General features: G+C 66.3%; 24 protein-coding genes. 11 read left to right on the forward strand and 13 right to left on the reverse strand.

Features of this window, described 5'->3' with window-relative positions; all coding sequences use genetic code 11:
• The first annotated feature begins 2 nt into the window (after positions 1-2).
• Positions 3-905, forward strand: a complete 903-nt coding sequence (locus tag B0I08_RS15980) for a carbohydrate ABC transporter permease (protein ID WP_106214651.1) — start codon at positions 3-5, stop codon at positions 903-905.
• A gap of 1 nt (position 906) precedes the next feature.
• Positions 907-3,549, forward strand: coding sequence for an alpha-L-rhamnosidase (locus tag B0I08_RS15985; protein WP_106214653.1), 2,643 nt, complete (start codon positions 907-909; stop codon positions 3,547-3,549).
• Positions 3,550-3,653: 104 nt separating this feature from the next.
• Here the strand turns inward: B0I08_RS15985 and B0I08_RS15990 are convergent, their stop codons facing one another.
• Positions 3,654-4,715, reverse strand: coding sequence for a LacI family DNA-binding transcriptional regulator (locus tag B0I08_RS15990; RefSeq protein ID WP_106214655.1), 1,062 nt, complete (start codon positions 4,713-4,715; stop codon positions 3,654-3,656).
• A gap of 194 nt (positions 4,716-4,909) precedes the next feature.
• Here B0I08_RS15990 and B0I08_RS15995 point away from each other — a divergent pair, with 194 nt between their 5' ends.
• The 3 genes from B0I08_RS15995 to B0I08_RS16005 are packed head-to-tail and all read left to right on the forward strand — an operon-like array spanning position 4,910 to position 6,269.
• The gene (locus B0I08_RS15995; protein WP_106214657.1) at positions 4,910-5,344 is read left to right on the forward strand and encodes a VOC family protein; all 435 of its coding nucleotides are present in this window, start codon (positions 4,910-4,912) and stop codon (positions 5,342-5,344) included.
• A gap of 5 nt (positions 5,345-5,349) precedes the next feature.
• Complete coding sequence (locus B0I08_RS16000) at positions 5,350-5,991, forward strand: winged helix-turn-helix transcriptional regulator (protein ID WP_106214659.1); 642 nt, start codon at positions 5,350-5,352, stop codon at positions 5,989-5,991.
• A 44-nt stretch (positions 5,992-6,035) separates the two neighbouring features.
• Positions 6,036-6,269, forward strand: a complete 234-nt coding sequence (locus tag B0I08_RS16005) for a hypothetical protein (protein WP_146134455.1) — start codon at positions 6,036-6,038, stop codon at positions 6,267-6,269.
• A gap of 12 nt (positions 6,270-6,281) precedes the next feature.
• Here the strand turns inward: B0I08_RS16005 and B0I08_RS16010 are convergent, their stop codons facing one another.
• Entirely contained in the window at positions 6,282-6,626 is a 345-nt protein-coding gene (locus B0I08_RS16010) for an ArsR/SmtB family transcription factor (RefSeq protein ID WP_106214663.1), read from the reverse strand.
• Positions 6,627-6,716: 90 nt separating this feature from the next.
• On the opposite strand from B0I08_RS16010, the gene B0I08_RS16015 reads away from it, so the two are divergent.
• Together B0I08_RS16015 and B0I08_RS16020 are read left to right on the forward strand one after the other, a co-directional pair.
• Positions 6,717-8,084 (forward strand): NAD(P)-binding domain-containing protein, encoded by a 1,368-nt coding sequence (locus tag B0I08_RS16015; protein ID WP_106214665.1) that lies wholly within the window; start codon positions 6,717-6,719, stop codon positions 8,082-8,084.
• A gap of 16 nt (positions 8,085-8,100) precedes the next feature.
• Positions 8,101-9,330, forward strand: coding sequence for an MFS transporter (locus B0I08_RS16020; RefSeq protein WP_181243447.1), 1,230 nt, complete (start codon positions 8,101-8,103; stop codon positions 9,328-9,330).
• Here B0I08_RS16020 and B0I08_RS16025 read toward each other — a convergent pair.
• Positions 9,306-10,013, reverse strand: coding sequence for an aquaporin (locus B0I08_RS16025; protein ID WP_106214670.1), 708 nt, complete (start codon positions 10,011-10,013; stop codon positions 9,306-9,308). The two genes, B0I08_RS16020 and B0I08_RS16025, sit on opposite strands and share 25 nt — an antisense overlap.
• Before the next feature lie 29 nt (positions 10,014-10,042).
• Between B0I08_RS16025 and B0I08_RS16030 the strand changes: the two genes are divergently transcribed.
• Together B0I08_RS16030 and B0I08_RS16035 are read left to right on the forward strand one after the other, a co-directional pair.
• Positions 10,043-10,942 (forward strand): metalloregulator ArsR/SmtB family transcription factor, encoded by a 900-nt coding sequence (locus tag B0I08_RS16030; protein WP_106214672.1) that lies wholly within the window; start codon positions 10,043-10,045, stop codon positions 10,940-10,942.
• A gap of 72 nt (positions 10,943-11,014) precedes the next feature.
• Positions 11,015-11,425, forward strand: a complete 411-nt coding sequence (locus tag B0I08_RS16035; RefSeq protein ID WP_106214674.1) for an arsenate reductase ArsC — start codon at positions 11,015-11,017, stop codon at positions 11,423-11,425.
• Between the two features lie 119 nt (positions 11,426-11,544).
• Here B0I08_RS16035 and B0I08_RS16040 read toward each other — a convergent pair whose 3' ends face one another.
• From B0I08_RS16040 to B0I08_RS16085, 10 genes are all read right to left on the reverse strand, one after another.
• Entirely contained in the window at positions 11,545-12,267 is a 723-nt protein-coding gene (locus B0I08_RS16040) for an HAD-IA family hydrolase (protein ID WP_106214676.1), read from the reverse strand.
• The gene (locus tag B0I08_RS16045; protein ID WP_106214678.1) at positions 12,260-13,369 is read right to left on the reverse strand and encodes an ABC transporter ATP-binding protein; all 1,110 of its coding nucleotides are present in this window, start codon (positions 13,367-13,369) and stop codon (positions 12,260-12,262) included. The genes B0I08_RS16040 and B0I08_RS16045 overlap by 8 nt, the downstream gene beginning before the upstream one ends.
• Positions 13,366-14,202: a carbohydrate ABC transporter permease gene (locus tag B0I08_RS16050; protein WP_219905692.1), complete on the reverse strand. Its 837-nt coding sequence runs from the start codon at positions 14,200-14,202 to the stop codon at positions 13,366-13,368. Before B0I08_RS16050 ends, B0I08_RS16045 begins: the two co-directional genes overlap by 4 nt.
• On the reverse strand, positions 14,189-15,112 hold the full coding sequence (locus tag B0I08_RS16055) for a carbohydrate ABC transporter permease (RefSeq protein ID WP_106214680.1): 924 nt from the start codon (positions 15,110-15,112) through the stop codon (positions 14,189-14,191). Before B0I08_RS16055 ends, B0I08_RS16050 begins: the two co-directional genes overlap by 14 nt.
• Positions 15,113-15,114: 2 nt before the next feature.
• Positions 15,115-16,431 carry an ABC transporter substrate-binding protein gene (locus tag B0I08_RS16060; RefSeq protein WP_219905693.1) on the reverse strand — a complete coding sequence of 439 codons (1,317 nt, stop codon included), beginning with the start codon at positions 16,429-16,431 and terminating at the stop codon, positions 15,115-15,117.
• Positions 16,428-17,261 carry an MBL fold metallo-hydrolase gene (locus B0I08_RS16065; protein WP_106214682.1) on the reverse strand — a complete coding sequence of 278 codons (834 nt, stop codon included), beginning with the start codon at positions 17,259-17,261 and terminating at the stop codon, positions 16,428-16,430. Before B0I08_RS16065 ends, B0I08_RS16060 begins: the two co-directional genes overlap by 4 nt.
• 127 nt (positions 17,262-17,388) lie before the next feature.
• Positions 17,389-18,291, reverse strand: coding sequence for a LysR family transcriptional regulator (locus tag B0I08_RS16070; protein WP_106214684.1), 903 nt, complete (start codon positions 18,289-18,291; stop codon positions 17,389-17,391).
• 76 nt (positions 18,292-18,367) lie between these two features.
• The gene (locus tag B0I08_RS16075) at positions 18,368-18,592 is read right to left on the reverse strand and encodes a hypervirulence associated TUDOR domain-containing protein (RefSeq protein ID WP_106214685.1); all 225 of its coding nucleotides are present in this window, start codon (positions 18,590-18,592) and stop codon (positions 18,368-18,370) included.
• A gap of 74 nt (positions 18,593-18,666) precedes the next feature.
• Positions 18,667-19,725: a magnesium and cobalt transport protein CorA gene (locus tag B0I08_RS16080; protein ID WP_106214687.1), complete on the reverse strand. Its 1,059-nt coding sequence runs from the start codon at positions 19,723-19,725 to the stop codon at positions 18,667-18,669.
• 113 nt (positions 19,726-19,838) lie between these two features.
• Complete coding sequence (locus tag B0I08_RS16085; RefSeq protein WP_106214764.1) at positions 19,839-21,815, reverse strand: APC family permease; 1,977 nt, start codon at positions 21,813-21,815, stop codon at positions 19,839-19,841.
• A gap of 379 nt (positions 21,816-22,194) precedes the next feature.
• Between B0I08_RS16085 and ctaF the strand changes: the two genes are divergently transcribed.
• Both ctaF and arr read left to right on the forward strand, forming a co-directional pair.
• Positions 22,195-22,650, forward strand: coding sequence for an aa3-type cytochrome oxidase subunit IV (gene ctaF, locus B0I08_RS16090; protein ID WP_106214689.1), 456 nt, complete (start codon positions 22,195-22,197; stop codon positions 22,648-22,650).
• Positions 22,619-23,065 carry an NAD(+)--rifampin ADP-ribosyltransferase gene (gene arr, locus B0I08_RS16095; protein WP_106214691.1) on the forward strand — a complete coding sequence of 149 codons (447 nt, stop codon included), beginning with the start codon at positions 22,619-22,621 and terminating at the stop codon, positions 23,063-23,065. The genes ctaF and arr overlap by 32 nt, the downstream gene beginning before the upstream one ends.
• Positions 23,066-23,079 lie beyond the last annotated feature (14 nt).

Genomic DNA, 23,079 nt, shown 5'->3' on the forward strand with positions numbered 1-23,079 from the left:
CCATGACTACTTCCGCGCTTTCCCAGAAAACCACCGCGACGTCGGGCGGGTCTCCGCGTGCAGCTCGTCGGCCGCTGCGCGCCGTGCGAGCGATTCCCAAGGTGCTCGTTGTCGCCCTGATCCTCGCGATCACGGTGGTGCCCCTGATCTGGCTGCTTCTCGGGTCACTCAAGACACAGACCGAGTGGCTCAACAATCCGTCGTGGGCGCTTCCCGAGAACCTGCTGAATTTCGCCAACTACGAGATCGCCTGGGTGGACGGCAACATCGGACGCTACATTCTCAACAGTGCGTTGGCCACCTTCCCCTCGCTGGCGCTGATCGTCATCCTCGGAGTCGCGGCAGGCTTCGCACTCGAGGTGCTGGTGTGGCGCGGGCGCAACGGCGTCCTGCTGTTGTTTCTAGCGGGCATCATGGTGCCCGGCCAGATGATCCTCCTCCCGCTGTTCTCGGCGTACTTCCAGACCAATCTGACGGGCACGATCTGGCCCCTGATTCTCACGTACACCGCCACCGGGCTTCCGCTCACGGTCTTTATGATGGCCACCTACTTTCGGGCGGTACCGAAGGAGATCTTCGAAGCGGCCGCGATCGACGGCGCGAGCATCTATCGCTCCTTCCTGTCGATCGCATTTCCCATGGTGCGCAACGCCGTGTTCACGGTTGCTCTTGTGCAGTTTTTCTTCATCTGGAACGACCTGCTCATTTCGCTGACCTTCACCAGCGTCGGCGACTTCCAGACGATCCAGGTGGGTTTGCTCAACTTCACGGGGCAGTTTGGCCAGGTGCAATACGGCCCGATGTTCGCCGCGATCTGCATCAACGTGGTGGGGATCCTCGTGCTGTACCTCTTCTTGAACCAACGAGTTATGCGCGGTCTCACCGCCGGCTCCGTGAAAGGCTGACGTGACCACGATTCACGACCTTCGGGTCGAGCACCATCGCGATGCCCTGGGCATCGGAGAAGCAGAACCACGCCTGTCGTGGAGCCTCGCCGATACGCAGGGCGCGGCACAGACGAGGTACCAGATTTCGGTATCCGACGAGATCTCGGGCCTTCGTGCAGACGCCGATCCCGTGGATTCCAGCGAGTCGGTACTGGTGCCGTGGCAGGCGGTCCCGCTGCGCTCGCGGGAGCGCCGGCAGGTTCGCGTACGCGTCTGGGTCGCGGGCGAGAGTGAGCCCTCGGAGTGGTCCGAACCCATCGTCGTCGAAGCTGGACTTCTCCACCGCTCCGACTGGAACACGGACTTCGTTTCCCCCTCGGTCAGTCACTCGGCAGAGGGGCCACGACCGGCGTACCGGCTCCGCTCGCGATTCGATCTGCCCGCGGGCGACGTGGCACGGGTTCGCATCTACGCCACCGCTCACGGCGTTTACGAGCTCCACCTCAATGCCTCGGCGGTCAGCTCCGACATCCTGGCGCCCGGCTGGACGAGTTACCTTCATCGCCTGCGCTACCAGACCTACGACATCACGGGCCTCGTCGTGCCCGGGCAGAACACGATCAGCGCCCTCATCGCCGATGGCTGGTACCGGGGGCGGCTCGGCTTCAACGGCGGGCTGTGGGATAACTACGGAACGGATGTCGCGCTCCTCGCTCAAATCGAGGCGACGATGTCTGACGGCACCGTGCACGTGCTGCCGGTCTCCAGCGCCTGGGAATGTGCGCCCAGCGCCATAATCAGCACCGGCTTGTACGAGGGAGAGGAGCACGACGCCTCCCTCGACGACCTGGTCGAGGAGTGGACGCCCGCTTCCGTTCTGCCGTTTGCCGACTTCACCGCTGAAATTGTGGCACCGACCGGGCCTCCCGTGCGGATCATCGAATCGATCGCCCCGGTCGGGGTTGAGGTGCGACCCAACGGACGCATTCGCCTTGACTTCGGACAGAACATCACCGGAAAACTGCGGGTCACGGTGACGGGACCCCGTGGCCACACGATCGGGCTGCACCACGCAGAGGTGCTGGAGAATGACGAGTTGGCAACGCGTCCACTCCGCGGAGCGGCATCCATCGACCGGCTGACCCTGGCTGGAGGTGACCACCCGTTCACCTGGACACCCCACTTCACCTTCCACGGCTTTCGCTACGCCGAACTGGAGAACTGGCCAGGAGAATTTCTGCCCGAACAGGCGGTAGCCCTTGTGATGCACTCGGATATGGAGCGCACGGGCACCTTCACGAGCTCAGACCCGCTTCTCAACAAGCTGCACGAAAACGTCGTCTGGAGCATGCGAGACAACTTCCTCGACCTGCCGACCGACTGCCCGCAGCGAGACGAACGACTGGGGTGGACCGGGGACATTCAGGTGTTCGGTCCAACAGCGGCGTACCTGTTCCGTTCGACGGGAACCCTCGTCAGCTGGATGCGAGACGTGGCGGCCGAGCAGAAAGCGCTCGGGTCGGTGCCCAACTTCGTCCCCTGGATCGAGTGCGGCTTCCCCCAGGATCCCGCTGCCGCGTGGGGCGACGTTGCGGTCATGCTTCCGTGGACCCTCTATCAGCGCACCGGGGACATCGGGGTATTGCGTGACCAGTACGAAAGTATGACCGCGTGGGTTGATCAGGTCGATGCGCTCACCGGACACAGCGGCTTGTGGAACTCCGGCTTCCAGCTTGGCGACTGGTTGGACCCCACGGCGCCGCCGGAGAAACCGGATGACTCCCGCACCGACCGGTATCTTGTCGCTTCGGCCTACCACGCCCGCTCGGCGAGACTTCTCGCACAGACCGCGGAACTGCTGGGCAACACCGGGGATGCGGCGAAGTACAGCGCCGTGGCCGACAGGGCCGCATCGAGCTTTCGGTACGAGTTCGTGACTCCGAGCGGTCGGGTCGTGAGTGACACCGAAACGGCGCTTTCGGTCGCGATCATGTTCGAGTTGCTCGCGAACGAGGACCAGGTGCAGCGCGCCGGCGCACGGCTGTCGGAACTCGTTATCGACAGCGGCTATCGCATCCGTACGGGATTCGTTGGCACACCGATAATCTGCGATGCGCTCGCGCGCGTTGGTGCCCACGACGTGGCGTATCACCTGCTTCTCCAGACCCAGACGCCGTCGTGGCTATACCCGATCACGATGGGCGCGACGACCATTTGGGAACGGTGGGACAGCATGCTGCCCGACGGGAGCATCAACCCGGGCGAGATGACCTCCTTCAACCACTACTCGTTGGGTGCGGTGGCCGATTATCTGCACCGGATCATCGGTGGGCTTGCACCCGCCGCGCCGGGCTACCGAGAGGTGCTCGTCGCGCCCGTTCCCGGGGGAGGGCTCCGCGCCGCCAGCTCGGAGCTCGTGAGTCCCTATGGACTCGTTCGAACGGGGTGGACCCGCGAAGGAACGAAACTGGTCGTCAGGGCCGAGATTCCGAGTGGCGTGACTGCCAGGGTGGAGCTTCCCGATGGCTCTGACCCGATAGACATCGCAGCGGGGTCCCACGAGTTCGTCTGCAGCTACCGACCAGCCGAGGACGATCCGGCAGCGGTGCAACGCGTGAATCTCCACAATCCCGAGGAGCGTGCACTCCTCGAAACCGCCTGACGCGCTCGGCCCGCATCGTTCGGCCCCGCGGCGCTCGGCCGCGCGGCGTTTGGCCCTGCGTCGCTCGGCCCGCTGCGCTCAGCCCCCGGGCCAAGCGACGAAGGTCAGGGCCGCGCGACGACCGAGCTGCCGCGCACGATCAGCGTGGGTTTCAGAACCAGCTGTTCGTGGCTATGGTCGCGCGATGAACGGGACCTAACCTCGTCCGAGAGGAGGCGGGCGCCGTGCAGGCCCATCTCCCTGCCCGGCTGGGCGATCGTCGAGATCGGGATAACGCTCTCGCGCACGGCGCTGTTGTTGTCGTACCCCACGATGGCGATGTCGCGGGGGATGTTCATTCGTCCGGAGAGGGACTGCACCATGCCCAGGGCGAGCAAGTCGGATGCCGCGACCACGCCATCGGGCCGGTCGTCGGCACCGCGCGCCCAGATGTCGTCCCCGACTGCGCGACCCTGTGGCGAATTGACGGCCTCGACGATGATCTCTTCCAACGACACGGAGCCACGAGCTTCTTCGACCGCGCGTTCAACGCCGAGGCGGCGCTCCAGCAGAGGCTCGAGACGGTCGGGGCCGCCGACGAATGCGAGGCGCCGTCGGCCGGTGTCGATGAGATGGCGCGCGGCGAGGTAGCCGCCGTGCTCATTGTCGACCACGATCGAGCAGCCCTCCGCAATGGGCACCGCAACGTTGAGGAGCAACAGGGGTCGCCCGTGGGAACGGAGCCGGTGAACGGTCTCCGGCGACGCTTCGAACGGTGCGAGCATGATGCCCGCGAACCTCGCCTGTTCGAACAGGTCGAGGTAGGTCTCCTGCTTGGCAAAGCTATTGTCGCTGTTGGCCAGCAACAGCGTCATGCCCGATTCGGCGACACCTGATTCCGCTCCCCTGGCGATGTCCACGAAGAAGGAGTTGCCGATATCGGTGACGATCAGCCCCATGGTGTTGCTCTGGCCGGTCGCGAGGGATCGAGCCTGGTTGTTGCGGACGAAGCCCAATTCCGAAATTGCGGATTGCACGCGAAGAAGTGTCGAGGGAGCGACCTTCTGCGGGTGGTTTAGGGCGTTCGACACGGTGCCCAGAGCCACGCCCGCGAGCGCCGCCACGTCGGTCATGCTCGGGCTGGACCTGACGACAGAGCTGCCCGCAGACTTGTCGATCCTCGTCACAACACTCCCTCTGTAACGCGCTCGGCGTAAGCGCCGACTGCAATCGCCCAGCTACAGCAATAAACCGAATCTTATCGTCGAACTGTTTCATCACAGCGGCAAGGCCTTGACGCGACACTTGCTTTTTGCAAGTGTGGTGAGGGTCCACATATCGGACCCAAACAACACACTGAACCCACGAGAGGGAGACCACGATGACTTCGATGTTCGTCAATCTGCCGGTGACCGACCTGGATCGCGCGAAGGCGTTCTACACGGCGATCGGATTCACCATCAACCCGCTATTCACTGATCACAACGCGGCCTGTGTCGTCGTCGAGGAAGATCACAGCGCGTTTATGCTGCTGGTGCGCGAGTACTTCCAGACGTTCACCGAGCTTCCGCTCGGCGACCCCGCCGTAAACCCGTCGGTGTCGACGGCAATCTTCCTGGACAGCCGGGAGGCCGTGGATGCCAGCGTCGCCGGGGGAGTCTCCGCGGGAGGCGCGGAGGCGCAGCCCGCATCCGACTATGGCTTTATGTACCAGCGTCAGCTCACCGACCCCGACGGCAACATCATCGAGTTCGGCTACATGGACCCGGTTGCTGCAGCGCAGGGTCCCGAGGCTTTTATGAAGCAGCAGGCCTAGGGTCGATGGCCGGTCGCGACTACGGGCAGTACTCCGGTGTTACCCGTGCCATGGAGCTTGTGGGGGAGCGCTGGGCGCTGCTTATCGTTCGTGACCTCCTGGTTGGGCCGCGCCGCTATGGGGAGCTCGCCGAGGGACTGCCTCGGATCCCGAGCAACATCCTGGCGGCGCGACTCAAAGAGTTGCAGGCGGCGGGAGTCATCCGGCGTGCGCCGCGCTCGCGCGTGATCGTCTACGAGCTGACGCCGTACGGGCGCGATCTCGAGCCCGTCGTGCTCGCGCTCGGCGCCTGGGGCTTCAAGGCGCTGGGCGACCCGCGACAGGAGCAGATCATCACTCCCGACTCGATGACGATGGACCTCCGCACCGCTTTTCGCCCGCAGGTAGCGGCGACGCTGCCGGCAACCGCCTACGCGGCGCACTTTGGGGTCGCGGAGCTGCTGATCACGGTGAACGGCCCCACCCTGCACGTCTCGCGCGGCGACGGACCGGTGGACCTCGCGTTCGCTGCGGGTCCCGACATCCGCCTCCTCATCCTGGGCGAACTCGCCCCGGCTCGCGCGATCACGACCGGTGTGGTGACGGTGCTGCGCGGTCGTGGCGACCTGCTCGACCGCTTTGCGAGCACATTCCACCTGGCCGCCTGACCGAGGGGCCGCCAGATCAGCGTGTGTCCACTTACACTGCAGAGATGGCCGTGAAATCTCACCGCGCGTTATGGATCGCAGGGGCTGTGGTCCTGATTCTCGTCGCCGTCGCCGTTCTCTCCAGCTGGACGTCGCGGTGCGCTGATTACGCGACCGGCGGCGGGTTGTGCGTGTATGAGCCGGCCCTCGGCCTTCCGCAGAGCATTGTGCTCGCCGTTGCGTCTGTTGGTGCTGCCGCTTTCTGCGTTTATCGCGCTTACCGGGCCGGCCGGGGCTAGGATTTTCGGTTTCTACGGGCGCAGCGCCTGAGCCGCACGATCGAGGGCGCCGTCGACGACACGAAAGTAGGCCCAGCGTCCGCGCTGTTCGCGTTCGGCGAGACCTGCGTCGACGAGCTGCTTCATGTGGTGCGACACGGTCGGCTGTGACAGCCCGACGGGCTCGGTGAGGTCGCAGATGCAGGCCTCCCCGCCCGCGCTCGCCGCGATCAGCGACAGGAGGCGAATGCGGGTGGCATCGCCCAGCGCCTTAAACGTTCGGGCGATTCGCTCGGCTTCATCCGCTGAGAGGGCGCCGCCCATGACCGGAGTGCAGCAGGTGGCGTCCGTTGTCGGGGTAGGAGCTGCGATCGTCATGGATCGATCCTCCCATGCCGTATTGACATTTGTCGATGTATCGACCAACCTCGATACATCGAACCTTGTCGATCTGTCAGGAGCCCAACGGTGCAAAACGAGCTTCCCGTCGTCGTGATCGGTGCGGGCCCCCAGGGTCTCGCGGCCGCGGCGCACCTTCTCGAGCGCGATCAGCCAGTGCTTCTTTTTGAGGTGGGGGATGTCGCGGCCGCCGCGGTCTCCGAATGGAAACACATACGACTCTTCTCCGAGTGGGGCGAGCTGGTTGACGCTGCGGCGGCCCGGCTTCTCGCGCCGACCGGGTGGGTGGCTCCGGAATCCGGGTACCCGACCGGGGCAGAGTGGATCGATGGTTACCTCGCACCGCTCGCCGCGGCACTCGGCGACCGCATCCGCTACGGCTCCCGCGTGGTCGGCGTCTCGCGCCGCGGCCGCGATCGGCTGGTCGACGCCGGGCGCGCAGAGCAGCCCTTCACGATCCACATCGAGACGGGCGACGGGGCCGAGTACCGGATCGACGCCCGGGCGGTCATCGACGCATCGGGTACCTGGTCGACCCCGAACCCGGCCGGGGCCGATGGTCTTCCGGCGGTGGGAGAAAAGACGACAGCGGAGCTGCTCGACTATCGCATCCCCGACTACCGCGAATCGGGCGCATACGCGGGCACGCACAGTGTCGTCGTCGGCTCGGGGCACTCCGCGGTCACCGCCGTGATCGCGCTCGGAAGGATCGCTCGCCGCGACCCGTCGACGACGGTCACCTGGGTGCTCCGCCGGGGCGCGATCGGCAACACGTTCGGTGGCGGCACGGCGGACGCGCTGCCATCCCGCGGCCAGCTCGGGATCACCGCGAAGCAGCTGGTCGAGGCTGGACTCATTCAGGTCGTGACGGGCTTCCGCATCGAGCAGATCGCTCGCGACGGCGACCGCGTGGTGCTCACCAGCGAGGACGGGCGCACGCTGCCCGCGGCGGATCACGTTGCGGTTCTCACCGGATTCCGGCCCGATCTCTCCTTCCTGTCTGAGCTGCGGCTCGAACTCGACGCGACCCTGCAGGCACCGGTGCGGATCGCGGCTGAGGTCGATCCCAACATCCACTCCTGCGGCTCCGTCGTCGCGACCGGTGCGCGCGACCTCGCCCAGCCGGAGCGCGACTTCTACCTCGTGGGTGCGAAGTCGTACGGACGGGCGCCCACCTTCCTCGCCATGACGGGGTACGAGCAGGTACGTTCCGTCGCCGCCGCGCTCGCGGGAGACCACGAGGCCGCGGCCCGGGTCGAGCTGGTCCTTCCCGACACGGGTGTGTGCGGGGGAGCGGGCCTGTTTGATCTGGCCGAAGCGGATGATGCTCTGGGCGTGCCCACGGTTGATGTGGGTGGGTCGGATGCCGGGAGCACCTGTTGCGCGCCGCCCGAGCGACCTCTGCTCCACATCGGTCGCGCGCCCGCGAACCTGTGACCGTTCGACCCGGGCAATGAGGTGGTGGGCAGGGCTCGACCGAGTCGTGGTGCTGTTGTGTGTCACGGAGGTCGCGAGCTGGGGGATCCTGTACTACTCCCTGCCCGCTTCCGTCGAGGAGATCACGACTGACACGGGCTGGTCGGGTTTGGCGGTCACCGGTTGCTTCTCGGCGGGACTCATTCTCTCCGCCGCGGCGGGCATTCTTGTCGGCCGATTTCTGGACCGCTGGGGGCCTCGCTACGTGATGACGGCGGGATCGGCGCTCGCGGTAGTCGGGCTCGTTCTGGTCGCCGCCGCGACCACCGTGCCCGCGTTCCTCGCTGCGTGGCTGGTAATCGGTGTCGCCCAGGCTGCGGTGCTCTACCAGCCCGCGTTCACCGTCATCACCCGCCACTACGGCGCCGCCCGGGACAAGCCGATGCTGATCCTCACCCTCGCGGGCGGGCTCGCGTCGACCATTTTCGTGCCCATCACCCTCGCCCTGCTTGCCGTGCTCGACTGGCGGGCAACCTACCTCGTGCTGGCCGGCCTCCTCGCCGCGGTCACGATCCCGCTGCACCTGATGCTGCCCGGCGCGCGGCACAGTCTGGCCCGCACGCCAGCGACGGCGGATCGCACCGCCCACAGTCGGGTGATCACCTCACGACGCTTCGTGCTTCTCGTCGGCGGAATCACGGCGATCGCCTTCAGCTCGTACGCGGTGACCCTGAACCTGCTGCCTCTCGTGACCGAGCGCGGCTACTCCGTTGCTGTCGCCGCGCTCGCCTTCGCGCTCGTCGGCGTCGGGCAGGTGGTCGGCCGGATCGGGCTGACGATCCTCACGAGATCCGTCTCCGCGCGCTACCGGCCCCTCGTTGTCGGGCTGTTCATCGCCGCCACCGTGGGGCTGTTCGCGGTCGTGCCCGGCCCGGTCTGGATGATCGCTGTCGTGTCGACACTCGCCGGCGCTGCGCGGGGCGCGCTCACCCTGGTGCAGGCCACTGCGGTGCCGAGCCGGTGGGGAACCGAGCGCCTGGGTGTGCTCAACGGTGCCTTCGCCGCACCGATCACGGCGCTCACCGCATTTGCGCCTGTCGCCGGCGTCGCCGTGGCGACCGGATTCGGTTCGTATGCCGTGGCGGCGGCCGCGTTCGCCGGCCTCGCCGTCGTCGGTGCCGCGTGCGTGTACCTGGCCGACCGCCACGAGCCCTGGCCCGTCGAGGAGCCGACCGACGTGCGTCAGCCGGCGAGAATCGTCGACTGACCGGCCGATGTCCGGCGCGACGGGACGAGGATGTTGACGGCAACGAAGCCGAGGGCGGCGCCGATGGCCTGCGCGCCGATGTAGGGCAGCGCGGAGCCCGGGGCGATACCTGCGAAGCTGTCGGAGAACATGCGGCCGACGGTGATCGCGGGGTTCGCGAAGCTGGTCGAGCTCGTGAAGAAGTAGGCGGCGCCGATGTAGGTCGCAACGACCGCAGCGGCGAACTGGGCGCGGCCGGTTCTGGCAAGGATGAAGATGATGAAGATGAGGCCGGCGGTCGCGACGAGCTCCGCGAGCAGGTGGGCGGGCGTTGCGCGGTCGGTGGTGCTCCAGGAGACGGGCGGCAGCTCGAACATCACGTTGGCGAGCACGCTGCCCGCGATGCACCCGGTCACCTGCGCGAGAACGTACGGAGCAATGTCCCGTAGGCCGCGGAATCCGAACGCGTAGTCGGCAGCCGACACCAGCGGATTGAAGTGAGCGCCGCTCAGGGGGCCGAGCACGGTGATGAGGACAAACAGCCCGAACGCCGTGGTGATCGCGTTGATGATCAATTGAAGTCCGACATCGTCTGTGAGGTTGGTTGCGGCGATGCCGGAACCGACGACGATCGTGGTGAGGGCGGCAGACCCAAGGAACTCTGCGGCGGTCCGGCGAATGCGTGCGGGCGGGGCGATGGTCACCGGCCCAGCATACGCATAGACTCGTATCTATGGGAATTGCAGGATCGGCGACCGAATTGCGGCTGCTGGCGGACCCCACGCGGGCTCGCATCATGTCGCTCATTCTGGGCAGCGACGACGGCAGGATGCTCGTCGGTCACCTCGCGGTCAAACTCGCGCTCCGCCAACCCACAGTGAGTCACCACATCAAGGCGCTCTTCGACCAAGGTTTACTCGAACGTCAGCCCGTGGGGCGTAACGTCTGGTATTCGATCGCCCCCGAGCAACTCGACCGGGTCACGGACGTGCTGCAGGCCGCCCCGCCCGCCACCTCGGGCGCTGACGTGCTCGACCGGATCTCAGCCGACCTCGCCGCCCGGTTCGCCGGTATTTTCGCCGTCGAGACCGTCGACCGGTATGTGCGCGAGAGTCACGCCCTGCTCACTGACCGGGCGCAGGTCTCCCGCTATCTTCCGTCGCTGACATCCCGCTTCGCAGCAGACCGGCTTTCCGCCCTCGCTACGAGCGCCTTGCCAACCGGCAACCGCGTGCCGGAAGTTCTGTTCGTCTGCGTACAGAACGCTGGCCGCTCACAAATGGCGGCCGGCATCCTTCGCCACCTCGCCGGCGACCGCGTTCACGTGCGTACCGCAGGATCTGCGCCCGCGAACGCCGTTCGTTCGGTTATTGTCACCGCGCTCGATGAGATCGGCGTGCCCATCGGCGGCGAGTACCCGAAGCCGCTCACCGACGATGTCGTTCGCGCGGCCGATGTCGTGGTCACCATGGGTTGCGGCGATGCGTGCCCCGTCTACCCTGGTCGCGTCTACCTCGACTGGGACCTCGAAGACCCCGTAGGGCTGCCCATGGCTCAGGTTCGGGCGATCCGCGACGACATCGAGGCGCGGGTGCGTGCGCTTCTCGCGACGCTGGACGTGAACGCTGCGTAAACGCCCTTCGACCTCGCTGGCCAATCTATAGATCACGGTCTATGCTTTTGGTAACCAATCGTGAGGAACACCATGAATGACAAGCCCACCGTTCTTTTCGTCTGCATCCACAACGCGGGCCGCTCGCAGATGGCCGCGGGGTACATGCGTGAACTGTCCGGCGGTGCCGTCGAGGTGCGCTCCGGCGGGTCCGAGCCCGGCGACCAGATCAACCCGATGGCCATCGCCGCAATGGCCGAAGAGGGCATCGACATCAGCCAGGGGATCCCGCAGCTGATGACCACCGAGCAAGTTCGTGACTCCGATGTCGTGATCACCATGGGCTGCGGCGACGTCTGCCCGATCTTCCCCGGCAAGCGCTACGAGGACTGGGAACTCGTCGACCCGAAGGGCAAGAGCATCGACGAGGTGCGCCCGATCCGCGACGACATCAAGGCGCGCATCGAGAAGCTTCTCGCCGAACTGCTCCCCGCCGCGGTCTGAGGCTGCGCCCCGGCTTGTCATAGCGCGTGGCCTGTCATAGCCCGTGGCCTGTCATCGCGCGCCGCTTGTCGTCGCGCGCCGCTTGTCGTGACGCCCGGCAAGCGGCAAGCGGCAAGCAGTTAGCGTGCCGCGAACGCCCGCAGCCGCGCTACCGTGTCCACGGTCGACACATGGTGGACGCTGGACCACCCGTTCGCCTCGGCCGCCTCGCAGTTCGCTGTGAGGTCATCGATCAGCACCACCCGTCCGCCGGATGGCGCGAGCACGGTATCGGCGTGCGCGTAGATTCGCGGATCGGGCTTGGCGATGCCGATCTCGTGCGACCGCACGTACGCATCGAAGACCGTGACGCCGGCGAGCATTCGACCGCGGTGCGGCTCCCACTCGGCCACGCTGTTGGTCAGCATGCCGATGCGCACGCCGGTCGCGGCGAGCTCGCCCAGCATCTCGAGCAGCTCGACGTTCACGGGGCGGTCGCGGTACCAGTACTCGTCCCAGCGACCCAGATCTACGCGACTCTTCTGCTCGGGCGGCAGAGCGTGAGCGACGCGGGCTCCCCACTCCTGCTGGCTGAGCAGGCCGAGTTCGAGCGGCCCGAGTCCGGTTACTCCGAGTTCGCGAGCGACCTCGCCGGCGGCGGCCATCAGCACGGGCCACGGAACCCCGCTGGCCTCGACCACGTGACCGATGGCCTCGTCGAGATGCGGGGTGAGTACGCCGCCGAAGTCGCACCAGACAACGTCAAGCGGTTTAGCGGAGTCGAGGGGCGCGGTTGAGTCAACCGGTGTAGCGGAGTCGAGCGGCGCGGCTGAGCCGGGGTGAACAGCTGTGGTATCAGGCATTCCGGCGGAGTCCGTTCCGGTCGAAGTGGTGGAGTTGGCTGGGCGGGATGACGGCGCGCACGGGATCGCCGACGCGAAGCCAGCGCTCGCCCTCGCGCTGAGTGATGATGAACGTGCGGTCGCCACTGCGGTCGCCACTGCGGTCGTCCACGCGCTCGCCGCGCTCGCCGACGCGCTCGCCCGTGCGGACGGTGACCTGCTGGCCGTCGCCCGTGAATTCGCAGGTTTCGGTGGTGCCTTCGACGACTAGGCCGTCCGGGGTGGTCGCGCCCGCGGCATCCGCCATCGAAATTCGGGCATCGCTCGCCCGCCAGCCGACACGTCCGTCACCCTCGGGCTGCAGGTTCATCGCGGGCGACCCCACGAAGGTGGCGACGAACTCGGTCGCGGGAGCGTGGAACAGCTCCTCGGGGGTGCCGCTCTGGGCGACAGCGCCGGCGTCCATGACCACGAGGTGAGTGGCCATTGAGAGCGCTTCGTGCTGGTCGTGGGTGACGAGCACGAGGGTGGCACCGATCTCGCGGTGCAGTCGCAGGATCTCGCCGCGGGCACTCGCGCGCAGCTGGGAGTCGAGGGCCGACAGGGGTTCGTCGAGCAGGAGCACGCCGGGCCGGCGGATGATGGCGCGGCCGAGTGCGACCCGCTGGCGTTGGCCGCCGCTCAGCTCCGCGGGCCTCCGGTGGAGCAGCTTGTCGAGGCCGAGGAGGCCGCCGACCTGGGCCACCCGCTGGGCGATCTCCGCCTTGGACGGGCCGCCGCGACGGTCGTGCCGCGCCTGCAGCCGGAGCCCAAACGACAGGTTGGCGGCCACCGTCATGTGCGGGTAGAGCGCGTAGTCCTGGAATACCATCGCGACATCGCGGTCTCCCGCATCCTGGCCGGCAACGGGAAGGCCGCCGATGAGCAGCTCGCCGTCCGTCGCGGTCTCGAGCCCGGAGAGCACCCGCAGCAGCGTCGACTTGCCGCAGCCCGACGGACCCACGATGACCGTGAGCGATCCGGCGGGAATGTGCAGGTCGAGGGCGTTGAGGGCGGTGCTCGCGCCGTATTTTTTGGTGAGGCCGACGAGTTGGATGTCTCCGGCGATAGTGCTGGTGGTCATTTGATTCCCGACTGAAGAAAGGCGTCGGTTATCCGCCGCGAGGCGACGAGATAGACGACGAGGATGGGAAGGCTGGTGAGGGTGGCGGCCGCGAGCAGCCCGCCGAAGTTGGTGCCCTCCGCGGTCTCGAACTGGCGGAGGCCGATCTGCACGGTGGTGTCGATCTGGCGCGGGGCGACGAGCAGTGGCCAGAGGTAGTCGTTCCAGGTGGTGATGAACACGAGGATCGTCACGGCGGCGATCGCCGGACGCAGCGCCGGAAGAACGATGCTCCAGAGCACCTCGAGCGGTCGAGCGCCGTCGAGGCGGGCGGCGTTCAGTAGCGAGGGCGGCAGGGCATCGACGTGCTGCAGCAGCAGCAGCACCGCGAGGGCGGAGGCGCCGAGCTGCGGCACGATGAGCCCGAGGTCGGAGTTGAGCCAGCCGAGCTTCGCGGTGAGCAAGAACTGGGGAATGATCAGCGCCTGCGGTGGGATGGCGAGCGAGATCGTAAGAAGGGTGAGGATCAGTCCGCGCGCGCTCGGCGCGAAGTAGGCCAGCGCGAACGCACCGAGCACGGCGATGAGCAGCTGGCCGATGGCGACCCCGGCCGCCATCACAAAGGTGTTGCCGATGAGCTGTGCCACGGGCCATTCGCTGATCGCGTGCGCGTAGTGCTCGAGCGTGGGGTGGGCCGAGAACGGGCTCAGCGAATAGATCTCGTTGGCGGGCTTGAACGACGTGAGGATGCCCCAGAGCACGGGCGCGATCATAGCGAGGGTGACGACGCTGAGCACGAGGTGCCAGGCGACGCCGGCGGTTTGGCGCCGCAGCGCGCGCTCAGCCCCGGGCACGCGAGCGCCTCAGGAAGACCCAGCCGAGGCTGGCGATGCCGAAGAAGAGCAGCACGATCGCTGCGGCGGCGGACGCCATACCGGTTTCGAAGAACTCGAATCCCAGCGTGTAGATGCGGTAGTAGACGTTGTCGGTGACGCCGTCGGGGCCGCCCTGCGTGAGCACGGAGACATTGGTGAACACCCACTGGCCGGCGAGCACGATGCTGAGCAGGCCGAGCAGAACCGTGGTGCGGTTGAGCTGGGGGATGACCACGAACCGGGTGGTTTCCCAGGCGCTGGCGCGTTCGAGCCGCGCGGCCTCCAGGGTTCGCCGGTCGAGGGTGGAAAGTGCTGCGCTATAGAGAAGCATGTTGAATGCGGTGACCTTTGCGGACGTGACGATCACGATGACGATGAGGGCGCTCGCCGGGTCGCCCAGCCAGTTCATCGGGGGCAGGCCGACGAGCGCGATGGTTTCGTTGGCGAGGCCCTGCAGGGGATTGAGGATGAAACGCCAGGAGACGGCGACCGCGACGGGGGCCACCATCACGGGCAGGAAGAGCAGCGAGCGGTAGACGGTGCTGGCCCGCCCCGGTCTCTGCCAGAGCATGATGGCCAAAAACATCGGGATGATAGTCGAAAAGGGCAGCAGCGCGGCGGCGTACAGCAGGGTCTGGCCGGCGGCCTGGCCGAATTCGGGCTCGCGGAAGAGCCTGGCGTAGTTGTCGAGGCCGACAAAGCCGCCGGGTGCGCCCGTGAGGTTCCACTCGAGGAACGAAAGGACGCCGGTGAACAGCGCCGGCCCGTACACCCAGACCAGCAGCAGGGCGAGCACCGGCGTGAGGTAGGGCCAGGCGCGGGCGCCCCGACGCGGGGAGCCGCTGGTGGCGACTCCCCGCGTCGGAGTGGGGGTGAGAAGAGAGGTCACCGTTAGCCGACGAGCTCGCGGATACGGTCGGCCGTCTCGGTGAGGGTGGTCTTCACGTCTGCGTCGCGCAGCACGATCGGGGAGACCGCGTTGTCCTGGAGCAGAACCGTGGCCTGGTTGGCCTTCGGCCCGGGGAAGGACAGGTACGGCGCGAGTGTCTCGAGCTGCTCGAGCGGGGGCAGCAGCAGCTGGTTCTCTTCGAAGTAGCCGGCGAGGTACTCCGGGTCGGTCGCGAGATCTGCACGCAGCGGCAGGTAACCGATCTGTTCGGTGATCATCGTGTAGCCCTCCTTGCTGGTGAGGAACTTCACGAGCTCCCACGATGCGTGCTGCTTCGCCTCGTCGTCACTGAGGATCACCAGGCTCGCGCCGGAATGGGTGGGGCGGGCGTCGTCGTCGTTGAAGCTGGGGAACGCGCCCGTGCGCAGCTCGAAGTTGCCCTCGGCCGCGGTGTTGATGCTGCCCAGGACTGCGGTGGTCATGATGAGCATGCCGAGGGTTCCGGAGGAGAAGGCGGCGACCGCGTCATCGACGCTCACCGCGGGCTGCAGGCCCTCGGTGGTGAGGTCCTGCACGGCCTGCAGGCCGGCGATCGCCTCGGGGGAGTCGAGCGTGACCTCGCCTTCCGCATCCACGATCGCCCCACCGGAGCTGTTGATGACCGACTGCGTCACGTAGTCCGACTTGCCTGAGTCGACGATTCCGAAGTACGCGCCGTAGGCACCGGTCGCGGTGATGGCGGCGGCGGCCTCGGAGACCTCCTCGATGCTTGTGGGCGGCGCGTCGGGGTCGAGCCCGGCTGCACGGAAGAGATCGGCGTTGTAGAAGACCGTCGGAATCGACACCGTGTACGGCAGGGCCTTCACGGTGCCGTCGGACGTGCCGGTTTTCACGAGAGCCGGGTTGATGCCCTCGACGTGGTCGGCCCACTCGTCTCCCGCGGCGTCTTCGATCGACTGGATCGGCAGCGTCTCGAGCGCCTCGGCGAGCTTGCTGTAGCCAAGCTGCACCACGTCGGGCGCGATGTCGGCGGCCACGGCCGTCTTGGTCTTGGTGAGCACGTCGGCCACCGGCACCGCCTCCGGAACCACGGTGATCTCCGGGTGAAGCTCCGCGAAACGGTCGAGGAGGGCCTGCGTGCCGTCGCCCGCGGCGCCCGCCGTTCCGTAGTTGTACGAGCTGAAGGTGATGGTGACGTTCTCGGCGGATTCGGGATCGGCGGATGTCGCGCAGCCGGTCATGGCGATGACGGAACCGATCGCGAGAAAAGTGGTGGCAACGGTGGTGATGCGGCGGAAGGAGCGCGGGGTGGTGCTCATGCTGATGCCTTTCGGGTGGGGGAGACGAAGAGGGGAAGTCCGGGCTGGGCGATGTGGATGGGGCCGGCGAAGATCTCTGCGGCGCTCCGGCGATGCCAGGCGTGATCGATCGGGTCGGTGCTGCTGAAGTGGGTGAGCACGAGGTCGGTTACCCCGGCGGCGCGGGCTGCCTGGGCTGCCTCCTGGGCGGTGAGGTGGCCGTGGCCGCTGCGATCGGTCTCGCGCAGCGTGCTCTCGCTGAGCAGGGTTCCCGCACCGTCCGCCAGGGCGGGCAGCGCATCGGTCAAGCCGGTGTCGCCGGTGTAGACGAGGCTGTCCGTACCGGCCTCGACGCGCACGCCGCAGTTGGGCGAAACGTGCGCCAACAGTTCGAAGCGCAGCGAGGCAGCGCCGACGGTGTGCGTGTCACCCGGCTCGTACTCGTGCACGTCGAAGGCGAGGTCGAAGGCGCGGTCGAGCAGGGGATGCGTCGTCACGGGAAACAGAGCGGCGAGCGTGCGCAGCGCGGCAAGAGCGCCGCGAGGCACAAAGAGCGGCACGGCCGCGACCGACTCGTCGATCTCGAGTTCGAGCGTGCGCTCGTCGCGGCGGAGACGCTTCGAGAGCAGCATCTTGCCGAGCGGCAGGAGATCGTAGATGTGGTCGCTGTGCTGGTGGCTGATGAAGACCGCGTCGAGTGCTCGCTCGTCGAGGTGGCGGCTGGCCGAGAGCGCTGTGCCGGGGCCCGCGTCGAGCAGGATCGTTGTGTCGCCAGCGTGCACGAGGTAGCCGGAGCTGCCCTGGCCGGAGGCGGGCATGCCGGCGAGCACGCCGAGAGGGGTGAGGAGCATGGCTCCCTTTCGTTCTGGCCGCGAAAGTCCCGGCCGTTCAGAGACCATGTTCGGTGCCCCACTGAGATTGCATCAAGAAGCAGAAAGCGATAGTCCGATTGCCCTGCACAATCGTTGAAAGGCGACACTATCCGTGCACGCGATTGCTCTCCGCAAGCTCGATGAGCCGCTCGATCACGGTGTTCACCGAGGGTTCACTCTGCTGCAGGTTCCACGCAACGTGGATCTCGAGCTGTGGCTCGACCGGCCCGAGCCGCAGCAGGTGCATACCGTTGGCGCGGCTCTGCTCGCCGCGCTGTTCGGAGCTGAACCCGATGCTGTCGGTGGTCTCCAGTTCGAGCTGGTAGCTGGCGAGGTCGGTGGTGCCCGAGGCCGCGGTGAGATGCACACCGTGCTCTGCGGCCGCCGCGACGATCGCGGTTTCGATGACCGAGCTCGCCGCCGCGAAACCCGTGAGATAGGGATATCGCGGGATGTCGCTGAACGAGAGCACCTCGGTTGCCGCGAGTGGATGCCCGGCCCGCACGATAGCGACCACGGGCACGCTGAGCAGGTAGGCGCTGCCGAGACCCGGCTCGTCGACGGGCCCGTAGACGAGGCCGAGATCGAGGTCTCCGCGGAGCAGCGCGCGCAGCTGCTCCGGCGATCCCAGCTCGCGCAACATCGTCGTGATGCCGGTATCGCGCCGGCGGAGGTCTTCGAGCAGGGGCAGCAGCAACAACCGGCTGGCCGGGTAGTTTGTGGCGATCCGCAGGGCGCCGACCCGGCCGTGAGCTGCCTGCCGCGCCAGTGTGACGGCGCGATCTGCGGCGGCGAACACCCGCTCGATCTCCGACAGAAAGACGGTGCCGGCCGGGGTGAGCTGCACGCTCCTCGAAGTGCGGTGTACGAGGCGGGCACCGACATCCGCTTCGAGCTTCTGTAATGCCTGGGTCACGGAGGGCTGGGCCATGAACAGTTTCTGGGCAGCGCGCCCGAAATGGAGCTCTTCCGCGATCGCGCGGAACACTTCGAGCTGACGGAAATCCATGGGGTACGCCCAGTCAATCCCAGCGGGATGAACGAGCGGTGGACGAGCGGCGACTAAAGACCTCTGGGCGAGGAGGTTAGTCGCCCGTGCGGGGCGACAGCTTGCGCAGGGCGCTTCCCTTGTGCGCGGCCTCGGCACCGGTCTTCTCGGATTTCACGATGAACGCAGGCTCATCCTCCGAGGCGCGGAAGGTCTGGCCAGCGAACTCGAAGTCGCTGGTCTTTTTCTCCACTACCTCGCCCTGGGTTCGCCCCTGGGATGTCGCCCAGCTCACACGGTCGCCTTTGCTGAAGTTCGTCATCCTCGAAGAATACAAACGCACGGCGGGTCTGGTCCAGCGGCCGCCTGCGGCCGAGGCGAGTTGGTGTTGTGCTGCTACAGCCAGTGTCGAGCTTTGAATACTCGGTAAAGGACGAATCCGCCGACGACCATCGCGACCAGCGCGAGGGGATACCCGAGCGGCCAGTCGAGCTCCGGCATGTAGGTGAAGTTCATGCCGTAGATCGTGCCGATCAAGGTGGGGGCGAAGAGGATCGCCGCCCAGGAGGAGATTTTTTTGATCTCCTCGTTCTGCGCGAGACCCGTCTCAGAGAGTTTGCGCGTTTCCTCGTTCTGCTCGAGACTCGCCTCCGACAGCCGCCGCATCTCGTCATTCTGTTGCTGCGTGACCAGGGTGGAATGCACGGTGAGAGCGTTCTCCAGCAGGATCCGGAACGAGTCGGCACGCTCCGAGACGCGCAGCACGTGGTCGAGGACGTCGCGCAGAGACCGCTGCAGCTCAAGGTCGACGCCGTACTTGTCCGCTCCGCGCTGCAGCGATTCCAGCATCGCCTCGAGCGGCCGGGTGGCGCGCTGGAACGAGATCACCTCGCGCAACAGCTCGTAGATCCGTCGGGAGACGGCCGGGTCTCCGGCGAACAGCTGGTCCTGAATCTCGTCGATGTCGTTCTCCAGCCCCGCGACAACGGGGCCGTAGCCATCGACCACTTCGTCGAGGATCGTGTACAGCACCGCCTCCGGCCCCAGCGCCAGCAGATCGGGATTGTCCTCAAGCCGCTTGCGAACCTTTGCAAGGTCCGGGTTTTCCGCGTGCCTGACGGTCACCACAAATCCGGGTCCGATGAACAGATGCACCTCGCCGAACTCAACGGTCTCCTCCGCATCGAGGTACCAGGCGGGCCGCAACACGATGAACAGGGTGTCTCCGAAGCGCTCGAGCTTGGCGCGCTGATGCCCCTTCAGGGCGTCTTCAACCGAGAGAGGGTGGAGGGCGAACTCGTCCGCAACCGACCGGAGTTCGTCCCGGTCTGGGCGATACAGGCCGATCCACGCCATGCCGTCCCGTTCGCGCAGCAACTCGTAGGTCTCGCTCAGGGTGTGCGGGTTGCCGGTTCGTCGTCCGCCGACGTAGATGCCGTTGTCGATCAGCGCCATGATGTTCTCCGTGGGTTGCGAGGGGGGTGGATCCTCACCGGAAACTACCAGCTGAGCGGGTATTTTTCCTGTCGACCTCATCTGGCGACCTCACCGGGCGGTCAACCGGGCGGTCAGCCGACGTGGATTCCCGGACGGCGCTTGGGATCTTTCTCTGCTTCGCGGAGGATCTCCCTCACGAGCGGCGCGGTGTCACCGCGACCGAACAGGAGGTACTTGAAGAGGTAGGCGACCGGGTTTCCCTCCGCCCACTCGAAGTAGCAGTTCGGGCGCACCCCCGTCGCGTCCCTCAGGGCGAGCAGGATGGCGGCGATGCTGTTCGGCACGACGGAGCCTTCGACGCGAAGGACGTTGTACCCGCCCACCTCGACTCCCTTGACGCGGAGGGTGCGGCTGAACGTCGACGGGTCCACGACATCCACCTCAAGAAAAAGCACCCGGGCCTTCGTGGGGACGAGATTCATGCCGCGCTGGTCGAGCTCTTTTTCGGCGTACTCGTCGACGTCGCCGGTTTTTCGGCGGTTCGCGATCAGAGTCAATTGGCCGTCCGTGCCCAGCGCCGCAGTGATGAGCCGTTGCGCCGTCGAGTTGAACTCGACCCGTTCGACTCGCAGCTCGGTGGCGCGATAGACCCGCGAGATCAGTGAAATGGCGATGATGCCGCCGATGAAGACGCCCGAGATGGCTATCCCATCGGGCTTTTCAATGATGTTGGCGACGAGTGCGTACAGCAACACGATCGTGAGGATGGTGAAACCGATGGAACCGCGTCTGTCGCGGATGCGGAATGCTGCGATGGTGACCGCGACCGCCCCGGAGACCATCATCGCGAGGATACCCGTGGCGTAGGCGCCCGCCTGCGCGTTCACGTCTGCGTTGAAGGCGATCGTGATGATGATGCTGATGCCGGTGTAGACGAGGACAACCGGGCGAATCGCCTTGCTCCACTCGGGCGCCATACCGTACGACGGCAAGTAGCGCGGCACAATGTTGATCAACCCAGCCATGGCGGACGCGCCGGCGAACCAGAGGATGAGCACGCTGCTGATGTCGTAGACGGTGCCGAACCCCTCACCCAGATAGAGGTGGGCGAGGTAGGCAAGAGCGCGACCATTGGCCTCGCCACCCGGGGCGAACTCCTCCTCGGGGATGAGAATGGTGGTGACCACGCTGGTCGCGAGCAGGTACGCGCTCATGATGACGGCCGCGGTGGTGAGCAACTTGCGGGTATTCCGCACGCGGGACGCCAGCACCTGGTACTCGGTGAAGCCCTCGGACTTCACGAGCGGCATCATGCTTACGCCGGTCTCAAACCCGGAGAGCCCCAAAACCAGCAGGGGGAACGCAAAGACTGCCGTTCTGGTCAGGTCGCCGAAGTCGCCGCTGCTGGCGGCGAGACGCTCGGTCCAGTCTGTGAAGGTCGACGGGTCGAGCACGATGTTGTCGACCGCGACGACGATGACCACGAGGTTCAGCCCGAGAAACAACACCACCAGGGGAATGGCGACGTTGACCGCCTCATTGAACCCGAGGAGAAAGACGCCGCCGAGCACCAGCAGCAGGATGACGGTGACGAGCACCTGGTGGGATCGAAAACTTTCGGGGACGAGGGGGTTCTCGAGCAGGTGCACCGTGGCGTCGGCGCTGGAGAGGGTGATCGTGATGATCCACGAGGTCGCAACGAATCCCAACAGAACGAGAACGAAGAGCTTGCCCCGCCAAAACGGCAGGAGCTTCTCGAGCATCGCGACCGATCCCTGGCCGTGCGGGCTTTGCTTCGCCACGCGCCGGTACATCGGAAGCATGCCGAAGAGGGTGAGGAGAACGATCAGCAGCGTCGCCACGGGGGACAGGGCGCCGGCGGCGAGAACGGCGATGGCAGGGAGGTAGGAGAGGGTGGAGAAGTAGTCCACGCCGGTGAGCGACATCACCTTCCACCAGGAGTGCGTCTGGGTGTTCTCGCCCGACCCTGGACCCGCCGGGGCCACACGATTCGCCAGCAGCCACCTGGTCAGCTTTGTCGTCGGCACGTTATCAGAGGCGCTGCTCAGCGATATCTCTGCCGGGATCGTTTTCGGCACATCAGGCATGGTCACGAGCGACGACACTACTCCGACAAAGTCAACTTGCACCCCCATAAAACTGCGGCCCCCGCCCACATAGTTTGAGTATGGAGCGGAGGCCGCAGGATGGTGCGGTGACCAGATTTGAGCTCGCGCTCAAAAACGCGTCCTGGTCTGCTGAACTGCACTTCGGTTGCGTCCTCACTCTATGAATGAAATTCGCCATTTTTACGGGTTGACGATTTTTCGGAGGGGGCGGCCATGGCTGCCGGTCGACGCGCAGCTTCTGCCGTGGCATCCGCATCTCAGACGGGCATTTCCCTGTTAGATTTGGGGGCCGGAGCGAGTCGATGTTTACGTCGTGAACGATCCGTCGTCAGTCCGCCGAATTCCCAGGGGGTGCGTCATGCGCGCAAGCATCAAACTTTTTTGGCTTCTGGCCGCTTTTTTTCTTGTGGCTGCCGTCGGGTACACGGTGTGGACGTACATCTACAACCAGCAGGGCCTCGCAACCGACCCGACGGGCGGCCAGAGTGGAGTCGTCGAATGGATCGGCACCATCGGCCTCGCGTTCTGCGCAGCGGCGTCGGCGTTTATCGCCTTCTACGCGACCCGCACCCACCGCAGCCAGGGTGGGGAACTTCCGGAAGACCGGACCGACGCGAACATCGACGACGGCGAGGCCGAGCAGGGCTTCTTCAGCCCGTGGAGCTGGTGGCCGATCGTGCTCGCAGCCAGCGCCGCGCTCCTCTTTCTCGGTGTCGCAGTCGGGGCCTGGATCGCCTTCATCGGTGTGGGCATCGGTGTGATTGCCCTGGTTGGCTGGGTTTATGAATACCACCGCGGATACTTCGGCCACTGATCCACCGGACGGTTCCGTACCGAACGGCCCGTTCTACCACGGCACCAAAGCCGACAGGTCAGCTGGCGACCTGCTGCAGCCCGGCTACCGCTCCAACTTTGGTGAGCGTGAGAAGGCCAACTTCATCTACCTGACGGCCACCATGGATGCCGCGATCTGGGGAGCGGAACTGGCCGTGGGCGAGGGCCCCGGCAGGATCTACCGGGTGGAACCGACGGGCCCGATCGAGGACGATCCCAACCTGACCGACCAGAAGTTCCCGGGAAACCCCACGAGGTCCTACCGAACCCGGCAGACGCTGCGCGTGGTGGACGAGGTTCGCGACTGGCAGGGTCACCCGCCCGAGGTTCTCGAGGCGATGCTTGCGCACGTGGCAGAGCTCAAGCGGCGCGGCATCCACGCAATCAACGACTGACCCGGATGACTCGG

It is taken from the genome of Glaciihabitans tibetensis (assembly GCF_003003265.1).
GTDB classification, from domain to species: domain Bacteria; phylum Actinomycetota; class Actinomycetes; order Actinomycetales; family Microbacteriaceae; genus Glaciihabitans; species Glaciihabitans tibetensis.

Coding starts and splice junctions, on each gene's coding strand:
- ctaF (WP_106214689.1), top strand. CDS start 22,195: ATGCGCGCAAGCATCAAACTTTTTTGGCTTCTGGCCGCTTTTTTTCTT.
- B0I08_RS16020 (WP_181243447.1), top strand. CDS start 8,101: ATGAGGTGGTGGGCAGGGCTCGACCGAGTCGTGGTGCTGTTGTGTGTC.
- B0I08_RS16070 (WP_106214684.1), bottom strand. CDS start 18,291: ATGGATTTCCGTCAGCTCGAAGTGTTCCGCGCGATCGCGGAAGAGCTC.
- B0I08_RS16035 (WP_106214674.1), top strand. CDS start 11,015: ATGAATGACAAGCCCACCGTTCTTTTCGTCTGCATCCACAACGCGGGC.
- B0I08_RS16065 (WP_106214682.1), bottom strand. CDS start 17,261: ATGCTCCTCACCCCTCTCGGCGTGCTCGCCGGCATGCCCGCCTCCGGC.
- B0I08_RS16075 (WP_106214685.1), bottom strand. CDS start 18,592: ATGACGAACTTCAGCAAAGGCGACCGTGTGAGCTGGGCGACATCCCAG.
- B0I08_RS16085 (WP_106214764.1), bottom strand. CDS start 21,815: ATGCCTGATGTGCCGAAAACGATCCCGGCAGAGATATCGCTGAGCAGC.
- B0I08_RS16030 (WP_106214672.1), top strand. CDS start 10,043: ATGGGAATTGCAGGATCGGCGACCGAATTGCGGCTGCTGGCGGACCCC.
- B0I08_RS15995 (WP_106214657.1), top strand. CDS start 4,910: ATGACTTCGATGTTCGTCAATCTGCCGGTGACCGACCTGGATCGCGCG.
- B0I08_RS16045 (WP_106214678.1), bottom strand. CDS start 13,369: ATGACCACCAGCACTATCGCCGGAGACATCCAACTCGTCGGCCTCACC.
- B0I08_RS16000 (WP_106214659.1), top strand. CDS start 5,350: ATGGCCGGTCGCGACTACGGGCAGTACTCCGGTGTTACCCGTGCCATG.
- B0I08_RS16010 (WP_106214663.1), bottom strand. CDS start 6,626: ATGACGATCGCAGCTCCTACCCCGACAACGGACGCCACCTGCTGCACT.
- arr (WP_106214691.1), top strand. CDS start 22,619: ATGAATACCACCGCGGATACTTCGGCCACTGATCCACCGGACGGTTCC.
- B0I08_RS16005 (WP_146134455.1), top strand. CDS start 6,036: ATGGCCGTGAAATCTCACCGCGCGTTATGGATCGCAGGGGCTGTGGTC.
- B0I08_RS15980 (WP_106214651.1), top strand. CDS start 3: ATGACTACTTCCGCGCTTTCCCAGAAAACCACCGCGACGTCGGGCGGG.
- B0I08_RS16060 (WP_219905693.1), bottom strand. CDS start 16,431: ATGAGCACCACCCCGCGCTCCTTCCGCCGCATCACCACCGTTGCCACC.
- B0I08_RS16040 (WP_106214676.1), bottom strand. CDS start 12,267: ATGCCTGATACCACAGCTGTTCACCCCGGCTCAGCCGCGCCGCTCGAC.
- B0I08_RS16080 (WP_106214687.1), bottom strand. CDS start 19,725: ATGGCGCTGATCGACAACGGCATCTACGTCGGCGGACGACGAACCGGC.